The organism is Curtobacterium sp. Arg-1 (genome assembly GCF_025643395.1).
GTDB lineage: Bacteria > Actinomycetota > Actinomycetes > Actinomycetales > Microbacteriaceae > Curtobacterium > Curtobacterium poinsettiae.
This window is the reverse complement of record NZ_CP095731.1, coordinates 2,461,008-2,473,750: the sequence shown is the minus strand read 5'-3', so window position 1 is coordinate 2,473,750 and position 12,743 is coordinate 2,461,008. Positions and strand designations below refer to the sequence as shown.

Annotated in this window: 10 protein-coding genes; 6 read left to right on the top strand and 4 right to left on the bottom strand. The window is 71.8% G+C overall.

Features of this window, described 5'->3' with window-relative positions; genetic code table 11:
- Nucleotides 1-82: 82 nt before the first annotated feature.
- Together MXD64_RS11655 and MXD64_RS11650 are read right to left on the bottom strand one after the other, a co-directional pair.
- Complete coding sequence (locus MXD64_RS11655; protein WP_263136479.1) at nucleotides 83-1,081, bottom strand: GH25 family lysozyme; 999 nt, start codon at nucleotides 1,079-1,081, stop codon at nucleotides 83-85.
- Between the two features lie 125 nt (nucleotides 1,082-1,206).
- Nucleotides 1,207-2,490 (bottom strand): acyltransferase family protein, encoded by a 1,284-nt coding sequence (locus MXD64_RS11650; protein WP_017888768.1) that lies wholly within the window; start codon nucleotides 2,488-2,490, stop codon nucleotides 1,207-1,209.
- A 106-nt stretch (nucleotides 2,491-2,596) separates the two neighbouring features.
- Here MXD64_RS11650 and MXD64_RS11645 point away from each other — a divergent pair, with 106 nt between their 5' ends.
- Together MXD64_RS11645 and MXD64_RS11640 are read left to right on the top strand one after the other, a co-directional pair.
- A complete protein-coding gene (locus MXD64_RS11645) occupies nucleotides 2,597-4,468 on the top strand; it encodes a hypothetical protein (protein WP_139179874.1) in 1,872 nt (623 codons plus the stop codon).
- A gap of 101 nt (nucleotides 4,469-4,569) precedes the next feature.
- Entirely contained in the window at nucleotides 4,570-5,601 is a 1,032-nt protein-coding gene (locus MXD64_RS11640) for a lysylphosphatidylglycerol synthase domain-containing protein (RefSeq protein WP_017888770.1), read from the top strand.
- Between the two features lie 278 nt (nucleotides 5,602-5,879).
- Here MXD64_RS11640 and MXD64_RS11635 read toward each other — a convergent pair whose 3' ends face one another.
- Both MXD64_RS11635 and MXD64_RS11630 read right to left on the bottom strand, forming a co-directional pair.
- A complete protein-coding gene (locus MXD64_RS11635; protein WP_263136478.1) occupies nucleotides 5,880-7,436 on the bottom strand; it encodes a glycosyltransferase family 39 protein in 1,557 nt (518 codons plus the stop codon).
- Between the two features lie 15 nt (nucleotides 7,437-7,451).
- Complete coding sequence (locus MXD64_RS11630; RefSeq protein WP_017888771.1) at nucleotides 7,452-7,940, bottom strand: GtrA family protein; 489 nt, start codon at nucleotides 7,938-7,940, stop codon at nucleotides 7,452-7,454.
- Nucleotides 7,941-8,053: 113 nt separating this feature from the next.
- On the opposite strand from MXD64_RS11630, the gene MXD64_RS11625 reads away from it, so the two are divergent.
- From MXD64_RS11625 to purE, 4 genes are all read left to right on the top strand, one after another.
- On the top strand, nucleotides 8,054-9,190 hold the full coding sequence (locus MXD64_RS11625; RefSeq protein WP_017888772.1) for a 5-(carboxyamino)imidazole ribonucleotide synthase: 1,137 nt from the start codon (nucleotides 8,054-8,056) through the stop codon (nucleotides 9,188-9,190).
- Between the two features lie 206 nt (nucleotides 9,191-9,396).
- On the top strand, nucleotides 9,397-11,052 hold the full coding sequence (locus tag MXD64_RS11620; RefSeq protein WP_071252198.1) for a glycoside hydrolase family 6 protein: 1,656 nt from the start codon (nucleotides 9,397-9,399) through the stop codon (nucleotides 11,050-11,052).
- Nucleotides 11,053-11,116: 64 nt separating this feature from the next.
- Nucleotides 11,117-12,217 (top strand): hypothetical protein, encoded by a 1,101-nt coding sequence (locus MXD64_RS11615; protein ID WP_071252196.1) that lies wholly within the window; start codon nucleotides 11,117-11,119, stop codon nucleotides 12,215-12,217.
- Nucleotides 12,218-12,271: 54 nt separating this feature from the next.
- Nucleotides 12,272-12,739, top strand: a complete 468-nt coding sequence (gene purE / locus MXD64_RS11610) for a 5-(carboxyamino)imidazole ribonucleotide mutase (protein WP_139179877.1) — start codon at nucleotides 12,272-12,274, stop codon at nucleotides 12,737-12,739.
- The last annotated feature ends 4 nt before the right edge of the window (nucleotides 12,740-12,743 follow it).

Below are 12,743 nucleotides of genomic sequence, written 5' to 3'. Positions count from 1 at the left end.
TGACGGACAGGAGGCCCGTGGCGACACCGCCACGGGCCTCCTGTCCGTCGTGCGCACGGTGCAGCCGCGTGCCTGACGGGCGTCAGCTCGTCCGGGAGGCGAAGCGCTTCAGGTAGGTGATGTCGTTGCGGTAGACGTCCTGGTCGCCGGGGAGCGTGCCGCTGGACGCCCACTGCCAGAAGGTCCACTTCGACCAGCTGCGGCCGAGGGTGCCGGGCGTGGTGAAGTCCTTCACCGGGTAGATCGCGACGAACAACGGGTTCTTCGAGAACTGGTTGCTGTTGTTCGTGCAGCGCTTCCACCAGTCGGTCGTGGTGTAGATCGCGGGGTACCGACCCGTCTTGGCGACGACCGTCCGGTTGAAGTCCTTGATCCAGCTGCGCATCGACGACCACGACTTGCCGTAGCAGGTGCCCTGGGCGGCGCTGCCGTACTCGATGTCGAGCAGCGGCGGCAGGGTCTTGCCGTCCTTGCTCCACTGGCCGCCGTGCGCGAAGAAGTAGTTCGCCGTCGCGGCGCCGCTCGCCTGGCTCGGCTGGGCGTAGACGTAGCCACCGCGGTACAGGTTGCGCTGCTTCGCGGTCGCGTACTGCTGCTTGTACGTCGAGCTGACGTACGAGGTGCCCTCGGTCGCCTTGACGTACACGAACCGGGCGCCGTTGCCGTACGCCTGCCGGAAGTTCACGCTCGGCTGCCACGCGCTGATGTCGAAGCCCTGCACCCGGCCCGGGGGCGGACCGACGGCGGAGGCGGCAGCGGCGGAGGAGCTGAGGGCCTGCGCGCTCACGCCGCCGGACAGGGCGTCGGGCGAGGCGGTCGTGACGTGGGACTCGCCGGCGTGCGCGGCGATGCCGGCACCCATGGTGTGGTTGCCGGTGCGGTCCATCTCCGCGATGGACAGCTGCTCGCTGGGTGCCTCTGCCGCCGGCGCCGCTGCCGACGTACCCGCCGTGGGGGCCGGTGCCGCGGTCGCGGGGTCGGTCGTGGTGACGCCGACGGCCGGGCCGCTGGCGAAGGTGATGGCCCCGGCGACGGCGGCGGCGGTGCCGAGTCCGAGGAGTCTGCTGATCGGTGCGCGCATGTGGTCTCGTCTTCCCTGTCGAGATGCCGTGGGCCTGATCTCCCACGCCGAGGTCCGAGTGATGCTACCCGGCCTCGGCGACACATGTCCGTCAGGCGCACACGGGCGGCACCCGCCGCGGTGGGCTACCGTCGCCGGCGCGGCGCTGTGTCGGTGTCGTCGGTCTCGACCTCCGGCAGGCGCCCGCGCGAGGCGACCTCGCGCGTGGCGTGCTTCTGCCGGCGGTTGAGGAAGTTGCGCTCGACGAGCCACCACATCCCGACGCAGATGGCCAGGGTGACCGGGATCACCACGAAGACCATCAGCAGGAACTGCCACTTCGGGTACAGGCCCATCGGCAGGAGCAGCAGGTTGCCGAGTCCGAGCAGCGGGCTGTGGAAGAGGTAGACCGAGTACGACACGAGGCCGGCGAGCACGAACGGCTTCCAGGCGAAGAACCGTGCCAGCCAGGTGTGCTGCCCGGACACGGCTCGGCGTCCCATCCAGGTCAGCAGGATGCCGGCGAAGATGCCGAGGACGACCTCGGACGGCCAGGTCTGGTGCTGCCAGTAGTCGCGGTTGCGGAAGAAGACGAGGAGCATCCCGACGAACATCGCGGCGACGAACACGCCGCCCTGCCACCGCGGGCCGCCGAGCTTCGAGGCGTTCAGCTTGCCGGTCAGGTGCTCGTCACGGGCCTTCACGGTGAGTTCGGCGGCCAGCATGCCGACCGCGAAGAGGCCGACGAACCACGGGTGCATCCACGAGTAGCGGCTCTCGGAGCCCATCCACATGCCGATCAGGACCAGCGAGGACGCCGTCGCCCAGCCGCCGAAGACCTTCCAGAGCGGCAGGATCAGCAGCGGCATGAGGAAGTAGATCTGCCACTCGACGGCGACCGTCCACATCGGGCCGTTGATCTTGCCGATGTACTGCGGGAAGAAGTCGTGCACCAGGAAGAAGTGCGTGAGGAAGGTTCCCCAACCCATCGGCAACTTCGTGTCCCACTGCGTGCCACCCGGCTGCCCCATCACGGGGACGAACAGGATGATGAGCGCGAAGACGACGAGCGACGCCCAGTACGGCGGGATGATCCGTCGTGCGCGGCGCCAGATGAACTTCCAGAAGCCGCCCGGCAACCGGTAGCGGTCGAACCGGGTCACGACGGGGAGCATCAGCACGTAGCCGGACAGCACGATGAACAGCGGGACGCCGAGGTAGCCCCACCCGATGAACGGACGGAGCCACGGCAGCTCGGTCGGACCGGTGCCCCGCATCCCCGTGAAGAGGTACGCGTGGTAGAACACCACGGCGAGGGCGGCGAGTCCGCGGAGACCGTCCAGGTACGGGAACTCGAGACGGCCCCCGGCTCGGGGAGCGGCGGCCCTCGGTTCGGCTGCGGTTTCGGCTGCGCGGGTTTCGGTGGCCAACGAACGTCCTCGTGGTGGTCGGAGCGGGGTCCCCGGCAGTCTCCCACACGCCGAGCGTCCCTCGCGATCCGGCCCGGTGCGGTCCGACAAGCGATCGGATGTCATGATGAAGCACGTGACCGTGACGACGCCCGCAGCACCGCAGTCCGCCCACGAGCCCGTTCGAGGCCGTTCGGGGACGGCTTCCCGACGGTACCGGCACCTGGTCGCACCCCTGCTCCTCGCGGTCCTCACGGTGGTCGGCGTCGTCCTCTGCGCTGCGGTGGCCTACCACAACCGTCTCGGCGTCACCAACGTCGACGGCATCTCCTACATGGGCATCGCGCGCGAGTACGCGAACGGCTGGCTGCCCGATGCGATCAACGCGTACTGGTCGCCGCTGGTCTCGTGGATGATGGCGCCGTTCGTCGCGCTCGGCCTCGGCCTGCAGACGGCCTTCGCGATCGTCAACTGCTTCGCCGCGGCCGTGGTGCTCGGCATCGGCGGGTGGCTCGTCTGGTCGCAGAACCACCGCATCGTCCCGGCCCTGGTCTTCATGGTCACGGCGATCCCCGCGCTGATGAGCGCCGTGCCGGTGCAGACCCCGGACCTGCTCGTCGTCGCGTGGGTCGTCGGGTTCCTCTGGGCACTCCGGTGGGCCGACCAGGCGCTGCACGGATCGACGCGGGCGCGGGTCGTCTCCGGAGCCGTGCTCGGTGCCGTCGCAGCCCTCGGCTACTTCACCAAGCTGTTCCTGCTGCCGGTGGCCATCGGGGCCGTGATCCTCTGGCTGCTGCTGCGCGTCTGGTCCGCCCGCCGTCGCCACGAGCCCGTGCGGCACTGGTGGACGGCGCCCGTCGCGACGATCGTCGTGTTCGTCGTCGTCATCGCCCCCTGGGTCGGTGCCCTGACCGCCAAGTACGACACCGTGACGCTCGGGTCGTCGCTGTCGGTCAACATCGGCTCGAAGTTCGACGACGGCGGTCGAGCCACGGACTGGCCGTTCCTGCCGGTCCCGCCCAACGACCACGCCTTCTCGCCGAACGAGGACTTCACCCCGTCGGTCTACAAGCAGGGCCCGATGGACAACCCGGACCCCGCCGTGGTGCCGCCGGCCACCTCGTCGTCCAGCGACGACACCGCGCCGAAGGTCACGAAGGAGTCCGGCATCGCCGCCCGCGCCGGCTACTACCTGCACGAGCGCATGCTCGCCCTGCCGTACTACCTGCAGAAGATCAGCACGTTCGCCCCGTTCGCGGCGCCGATCGCGCTGCTCTTCGCCGCCGCACTCGTCATCGGTGTCGTGCGCTTCCGCCGCTACGCCTTCACCTGCATCGTCGCCGCGACGACCCTGGTCTACTTCGTCGGCTACGGCATGATCACGTCGTCGTCGAGCGGCGGCGGCAACGCGCGCTACTACTGGCCGCTCTTCTACCTGACCGCGATGATCGGTGCGCTCATGCTGCCGGCGGTCTGGCGACTGGTGCGCCGTCGTGGTGTGGTGCGGACGATCGTCGCGTGCCTGGCGATCGCCGTGGTGCCCCTGGCGTCGTACACGCAGAACTGGCTCGGATCGCCGGCGCCGTTCTACCCGTCGGTCAACCGGACCGAGCCGCTGCGCGTCCTCGGCCCGACCCGGGTGCCGGAGATCGTCCGGCTCGCCGACCAGATCCGGGCGAGCGGCGCGCTCCCCGAGGACGCCACCGTCATCGGGTCGAACTACCGGTCGCTGGCGTCGCTCGCCTTCCTGACCGACACGCGTGTGTACGGTCGTTCAGGTCAGGGGTACACCTACCAGTCGGACGCGATGCGCAAGCTGTTCCTCGACCAGGGCGTGCAGTACTTCGTGCAGTTCGACGCGGCCACCGCCCCGGCGCGCGACTACTCGGCGGCCGGCAAGGTCGTCGGCACGTACAACGCGACGATCTCGTGCAGCACCGACCGGTCGACCGACCCCGAGGTCCCCTGCCGCGTCCAGGTCATCAAGCTCGCCCGGTAGCGCGAGCGACGGGGCGAGCGAGGGCCGCAGCGGCACCGCAGGGAGCGGCCCGCCCCACCGTCTACCATGACCTGAGCCCGAGACCTGAGCAGGAGACCCGTTTGTCCGTCAGCACCAGCGACACCCCCGCGCCCGAGGGGAAGCGTCCGTCGAAGCGACGACGGTTCCTCGGCAAGGCGATCCCGATCGTCTTCTACGTCCTGCTCGCGGTGTTCCTCGTGCTGTACGTGCGCGGCGTCGACTGGGGGCAGCTCGCCGGACTCGACTGGCAGTGGTCGTGGGTGGCCCTCGCGACGGTGATCAGCCTCGGGTTCCGCTACTGGGGCGTCGGCATCTGGTTCTACCTGCTGCGACGACTCGGTGCGACCGGGCTGAAGGGCAGTGGCGTCACCCTGACCTACGTGTACGCGAAGTCCTGGATGGGCCGCTACATCCCGGGTGCTGCCACCTGGATCATCGGCAAGGTCTACTTCGCCTCGAAGCACGGCGTCTCGAAGGCCCGTCTCGGTGTGAGCGGCCTGCTCGAGGGAGCCCTACAGATCGCCGCGACCCTGGCCCTGGCGCTCGTGCTGCTGCTCATCGACCCGCGCACCCACAACCTCGACCCGTGGCTCATCGTCCTGATGATCGCGGCGTTCGTCGGCTGTGTCGTCTGCCTGATCCCGCGGGTCTTCGTGTTCCTGATCGGGATCGCGCTGAAGATCCTGCGCCGCAAGCCGCTCGAAGCCGACGTCCGCCCGAACCTCGGCACCGTCCTCGGCGGGGCCGGTCTCTACGTCGCCGGAGCGGTGCTGTCCGGCACGGCGTACTACTTCATCACCCTCGGGGTGTACCCCTCGCTGAAGATCACCGACGCGGCCTTCGTGATCGGTGCCGCCAGCATGGCCTCGGCGATCAGCATGCTGGCCGTCTTCGCGCCCGGCGGGCTCGGTGTCCGCGAGGGCGTCCAGGCCCTCCTGCTGGCCCTCGTGATGCCGGTGCCGATCGCCCTCGTGGTCGTCGTCGTCACCCGTGTCTGGAGCCTCGCGGTCGACGGACTCTTCCTGCTCTGCGCCGCGGCCCCCACGTGGTTCCGGCGCGACCGGCCGACGGACGACCCCTCCGCGGTCGAGGGTGGCGTCCCCGCCGCCTGACGCGGCAGCGAGTGTGCAGAAGACGTCGGGTCCCGTGTCGGGACCCGACGTCTTCTGCACACCGGGCGGCCGTGGCGCGCCTGGCGACGGACGGGAGGCCCGTGCCAGCTGGCACCGGGCCTCCCGTCCGTCTCGCAGGGGCGTCCAACCCGCGCCGTGCGCCGTCCGCCGAGTGGTCACGAAGTGTCGCCTGGAGACGCTCCAGACGACGGTTCGCGACCCCTCGGGGCCGCGCCTGCGGCACGTCGTGCCCGCCCGGCGCTCCGCGGCCGGGCGTGTCAGCGGACGGGAACCGTCGTCGACAGGGCGCGACGGTCGGCGCGCGCGACCTGCACGACCGAGGCGACGAGGCCCACCGCGACCAGCGCCACGACGACCACGAGCACCGCGGGTGGCACCGGGCCGATCTCGGAGTAGCGCAGCAGCCCACGCCCCGTCACCGGGAACACCGCCGCGTTCCAGAACCAGGCGGACGCCACCGCGAAGCCGTACACGCCCACGGCGGGCAGCACGACGGCCAGTGCCACGGCGACCCAGGCGCGTGCCCGGCCGGCCGGTACCAGCCGCCGCCACGCGAGCGCGCTCAGCACGATCAGGCAGACGATCGCGGGGAAGTAGTACCGGCCCTGGGTGGCGGCGACCTCGGTGGTGGTCAGGTACGAGTGCGCGCTCGTGCGGTTCTGGATGCCGATCAGGAGCGCCGGGAACACCGCGAGGCAGAGCGCCGTCCGCAGGTCCGGGCCGCGGCGGAACGCCCAGCCGACGAGCACCACGAGGGCGACCAGGGTGAGGACGGCGGTGAGCAGATCACCGATCGTGACCTGTGCCCGGCCGCCGAAGCTGCCCCAGAACGTGCGGGCGAGGGTGCCCCAGCTGACGTCGAGGAAGTGCCCGAGCGTGGGGCTCTCACCCGGCGGGAAGTCCTTCGGGGGCCGCATGGCCGTGTAGCCGTTCGGCTGGATCCGCCCGTACGACACCAGGTTGTGCAGCCACCACCACGCGCCGATGCCGCCGGAGACCGCCATCGCGACGACCGAGCGCACGATCCGTTGCCGCAGGGACAGCACCCCGGCGCCGGCGAACAGCACCACCACCGCGACGAACGGCACCGCCGGCAACCCCGTGCCCTTGATCCAGACCAGGGCCCCGAGGACCGCAGCCAGTGCGATCGTGGTGCGCCAGCGGGTGTCCCCGGTGAGCAGACGCGTGGCGAGCCAGACGACGATCCCGGCGACGAGCAGGACGGGGGCGTCGTTGGAGAACGACGAGCCGATGGACGCGAGCTCGGGCGTCGCGAACACGGCGAGGGCGCCGATCAGCGCGGCGCGGGGGCTGCGGGTCACCCGGCGCACCGACGCCCAGGCGAGCAGCGGCAGCGCGGTCACGGCCAGCACGTCGGCCAGGCGGAGGGCGATGAACGCGTGGTCCCAGCGGAGTTCCCCGAAGTCGACGGCACGGAGCACGGCGGCTCCGGCCAGGTAGGCGGTCGGCGGGTGCTGGGTCATCTGGTTGACCGTCCCCGAGGGGCCGGGGGCGTTCTGCAGCAACTCGCCCACCGTCGACCACTCGTCGGACGGCTTCGTCGCCTGCTCGACCTTGGCGGCCTGCACGGCGTTGGTGACGAACAGCTCGCCGGGGGCCGCCCACGCGTCGCCGAGGGCGAGGTGCACCGAGGCGTCGATGTGCGCGGTCTCGTCGGGCGCTTCGAACACCGGGACGATCAACGCCCACGCCACGAGCCACAGCCCGAAGGTCGCCGTGATCACCGCGATCGCGACACGTTCCCAGCGCGCGGTGCGGGGTGGAGCAGGGGTGGTGGTCGTCTCGGCCGTCACCCCACCGATCCTAGGTCAGGCGTCGTGGGGGACCCGCGGCCCGTCGGACACCGACTCGTCGGCGGTGGCCGGCTGCGTGGCGGTGCGCTCGGGGTGGTAGACCCAGACCTTGTAGAGCCAGAACCGGAAGACCGTGCCGAGCACGAGCCCGACGATGTTCGCGACGTTGTCGGCGAGCACCGAGGTGAGCCCCATGGCGTAGTGCGAGACCCCGAGGCAGGCGAGGGCGATGACCATGCCGCCGAGCGAGACGACGACGAACTCGACACCCTCGCGGGTGGCCACGGCGCGACGCTGCTCACGGAACGTCCAGTACCGGTTGCCCATCCAGTTGACGAAGATCGCCACGACGGTGGAGATGACCTTCGCCCAGAACGGGCCCGAGTGGACGTCCTCGGGGTTCAGGACGGTGATGCGCAGCACGTTGAACACCGTGGTGTCCACGACGAAGCCGACGGCACCGACGACGCCGAAGCGTGCCAGCTGGGCGATGAGGCGCCGCACGAGCCCTCCAGGATCCGTAGAGTTGTGACCGGTCGTCCAGAGCACGACCCGAACAGCGATTGTAGACAACGCGTTCCCACCGCGCGGTGGGAGCGCCGGAAGGATCACACAGCATGGCGTTGCGCGTCGGGGTCATCGGTGGGGGACAGCTGGCACGGATGATGGTGCCGGCCGCGGTCGAACTCGGGATCGACATCCGGGTGCTCGCCGAGGGGCCGGGCATGTCGGCGAGCATCGCCGCCACCGCCGAGGGCGACTACCACGACGCCGCCACGGTGCTCGAGTTCGCCCGACAGGTCGACGTCGTCACCTTCGACCACGAACACGTGCCCCAGGACGTTCTGCGCACGCTGGTCGACGCGGGCGTGGCGGTCCACCCCGGCCCCGACGCGCTGGCCGTCGCGCAGGACAAGATCACGATGCGTCGCCGGCTGAGCGACCTCGGCCTGCCGGTGCCCGACTGGGCGGCCGTGCACGACCCCGACGAGCTCCGCGGGTTCCTGGCCGACCACGGTGGCCGAGCCGTCGTCAAGACCCCGCGGGGCGGGTACGACGGCAAGGGTGTCCGGGTCGTCTCCGACGCCGCCGAGGTCGACGACTGGTTCATCGCCGTGGCCGAGGCCGGCGGCGACCAGGCCCTCCTGGTCGAGGAGCTCGTCCCCTTCACCCGCGAACTCGCGCAGTCCGTGGCACGCCGCCCCTCCGGGCAGGTCGTCGCCTGGCCGCTCGTCGAGACCGTGCAGCGCGACGGCGTCTGCGCCGAGGTCATCGCTCCGGCCCCGGACAGCGCCGGCCGGATCGCCGACCTGACCGAGTCGATCGCCGTCCGCATCGCCGAGGAACTCGGGGTCACCGGTGTGCTCGCCGTCGAGCTGTTCCAGACCGACGACGAGCGCATCCTCATCAACGAGCTCGCGATGCGTCCGCACAACACCGGGCACTGGACCATCGACGGCGCCACCACGAGCCAGTTCGAGCAGCACCTGCGTGCCGTCCTCGACCTGCCGCTCGGTGCCACCGGCTCGTTCGCCCCGGCGTCCGTCATGGTCAACGTGCTCGGCGGACCCGCCGACGGCGACCTCGCCGCCCGGTACCCAGCCGCACTCCAGGCCTTCCCCGAGGCCAAGTACCACTTCTACGGCAAGGCACCCCGGGCCGGGCGGAAGATCGGGCACGTCACGGTGCTCGGCGACGACGTCGACGACGTCGTCTACCGCGCTCGCGCGGCCGCTGCCCACTTCGACGACTGAGGTCGCGTCCTCGACGTGACCGGATGACGACACGGGAGGCCCGTGGTGACGCCGCCACGGGCCTCCCGTGTCGTGTCGGCGCGGGACGCACTTGTCGGCCGGTCTGCGGACACCCCCTCGGGTGGCACCCGCTCGGGAGGCTGGTGGGGGACGGGAACGCGTGTTCTCCTGGAGCAGTCAGGGAACACACGTCCAGGGGAGTCTCCATGCGCCGCCGTCCGCGCCGTACCGCCGTCTGCGCCGCCGCAGTCGCCCTCGTCGCTGCCGTCGCCGGCCTGCTGCCGACCGCGACCGCGTCGGCAGCGACCTCGGCTTCCGCCATCCGCTCGGCGACGTCCGCGTCGCTCTACGGCGCCGGGCCGTACCGGTCGCCCACGAGCGAGGCGGCGAAGGCCCAGACCGCCCTCGCAGCCACCGACCCGGCCGGTGCCGCGGCGGCCGGGACCATCGCCCGCTACCCCGTCGCCACCTGGCTCGGCGACTGGACGCAGGGGACACAGCTGACCAAGACCATCAGCACCGCCCTGACCGGGGCCGAGCAGTCCGGCACCACCCCCGTGTTCGTGCTCTACGCGATCCCCGACCGTGACTGCGGCGGGTACTCGGCCGGCGGGTTCGACGAGCGTTCCTACGACGACTGGGTCGACCAGGTCACCGCGGCGCTCACCGGGCACCGTGCAGCCGTCGTCGTCGAACCGGACTCGCTCGCGATGCTCAGCAACGCCAAGTGCAGCACGGCGCTCGACGAGCAGCGCTACCGGATCCTCTCCCGCACCGTCGCCGGCCTGACCGCTGCCGGGGTCCCCGCGTACCTGGACGCCGGCAACTCGAACTGGGTGCAGCCCGCACTGATGGCGTCGCGACTGAACAGCGCGGGGGTGCAGCAGGCCCGCGGCTTCTTCACGAACGTCGCGAACTACTACCCGACCGCCCAGGAGCAGGCGTACGCGCAGAAGGTGTCCGCCGCGACCGGGGGGTCCCACTACGTGATCGACACCTCGCGCAACGGGCAGGGCTGGCGCGGCACGTGGTGCAACGGACCCGGCGCCGGACTCGGTACCTCGCCCCGGGTGGTGTCCGACGGCACGGCGCTCGACGCCCTGCTGTGGGTGAAGACCCCCGGCGCGAGCGACGGCACCTGCAACGGTGCCCCGGCCGCCGGCAAGTGGTTCTCGGCCTACGCGCAGGCCCTCGTCGCGAACGCACGCCTGGGGGCACCCGCTGCCGACATGACACCCCGTGGGGCGCTCGAGGCCGTCGCCGGCACCGGCGGCGGCGTCCGCGTGTCCGGGTGGGCCTACGACGAGGACGACCCCACGCAGCCCGTGCGGGTCCGTGCCACCGTGGACGGGGCCGCGGCCGGCGTCGCCACCGCCGGGCTCGACCGTCCCGACGTCGACGCCCGCGCCGGTGTCGGCGCGACCCACGGCTTCGACGTCGTGCTGCCCACCGCGGCCGGCGCTCGCCGTGTCTGCGTCACCGCGGTGAACATCGGCGCCGGATCGGACACCGCGCTCGGCTGCTCGACCGTCCGCGCCTACCGGCACGACCCCTACGCCGGGCTCGAGTCCGTCACGGCCGTGGCCCGCGGCATCGCCGTGCGCGGCTGGGCGTTCGACGGCGACGCGGTGACCGCGGCGACCCGGGTGGCGATCACGGTCGACGGCAGACGGGTGACGTCACTGGACGCCGGCCGGAAGCGCGCCGACGTGGACGCGACCTGGGGCTCCGGCCGTTCGCACGGCTTCGCGGGCACGGTCCGGGTGGCGGCCGGCAAGCACACGGTCTGCGCGGTCGCGCACAACACCGGGACCGGAGCGGACCGCACGGCGTCAACGTGCCGGACGGTGCGGGTGCGCTGAGGCGGCGTGCGGCGTGCGGCGTTCGGCGTCCGGTGCGAGGTTCCGGGTGCGAGAGGATGGACGCATGCCGCGTGATCTCGTCCGCCGGGCCGCCCGACGCCTGCGCCGTGTGGTCGTCGGGGCCCCACCGCAGCCGGTGCCCCTGCCCGTGCTCGGGTACGTCGTTGCCGGCGGTGGGGGCGCGCACCCGGCCTCGGCACACGTCCGTGTGGTCCGGCGCACCGAGCACCTGGCGTCGAGCGGCACCGCCGAGGCCCGTCAGGTGGACCCGGCCGCGTTCGTCGACGGCTCCGACACGACGCCGTACGCCGCACTCCTGGTGCAGCGTGACATCCTGCCGCGTGACGACGTGCAGCCCTTCCTGGCGGCCGCCGCGGCCCGGGGGATCCGCGTCGTGGCCGAGGTCGACGACGACTTCTTCACCGATTCCGGGCGCGAACGACTGGCCCGTGCCGAGTACGACCCCGACCGGCTCGCCTCGATCGACGCCCTGGTGCGGGGTGCCGACACCGTCGTCGTGAGCACGCCCGAACTCGCCGACGTCGTCCGTCCGGTCGCGCGGGACGTCGTCGTCGTGCCGAACGCCCTCGACCCGGAGATCTGGACCGCCGGCCCGACGGACGACGATGACGACGAGCGCCCCGAGGGGGAGCACCGGGTGCTGTACATGGGCACGCTCACCCACGCCGCCGACCTCGAACTGCTCCGTGACGTCTTCGCCGACCTCGCCACTGCGGACGGCACCCCGATCCGGCTCGAGGTCATCGGCGTGACGGACGAGGGCGGCGCGGACTGGTTCCGCCGGGTCGACGTCCCCGACGGGCACTACCCGGCCTTCTCCCGCTGGCTCGTGGCGCACCGGGAGCGCTGGCGAGCGGGTGTCGCACCCCTGCGCGACGAGGAGTTCAACCGCGCGAAGAGCGACCTGAAGTTCCTGGAGTACACCGCGCTCGGACTGCCCGCCGTGGTCTCGGACCGGCCGTCGTACGCGGTGGCACGGGCGCACGGCGCCGTGGCCGTCACGGATGACGTCGGAGCGTGGCGGGACGCCGTGCGGACCGCTGTCGAACGTGGCCGACCGGACGAGCGCGCTGCGCGCTGGGTCGCCGAGGACCGCACGATCGGCCACGACGGCGACACCTGGCGGCGGGTCCTGCTCGGCTAGGCTCGTCGCGTGACCGACACCGCCGCACCCGCACAGCCGCTCGTCTCGATCATCATGGGGTCGGACTCCGACTGGCCGACCATGCGGGCCGCGGCGGAGATCCTCTCCGAACTCGGCATCCCGTTCGAGGCGGACGTCGTGTCGGCGCACCGCACCCCGGACAAGATGACCCGCTTCGCCCGCGCCGCCGCCGAGCGCGGCATCCGGGTCGTCATCGCCGGGGCCGGCGGCGCAGCACACCTGCCCGGCATGGTGGCCTCGATGACCACGCTGCCGGTGATCGGCGTCCCGGTGCAGCTCGCGCGCCTGGACGGCCTCGACTCGCTGCTCTCGATCGTGCAGATGCCGGCGGGCATCCCGGTGGCGACGATGGCGATCAACGGAGCCGCCAACGCCGGTCTGTTGGCGGCGCGCATCATCGGTTCCTCGGAGCCGGCCGTCGCCGCTCGGCTGACGGAGTACGCCCACGGGCTCGAGCGCCTGGTCGAGGAGAAGGCCGCGCGCCTCCGCGACGCACTCTGACGCG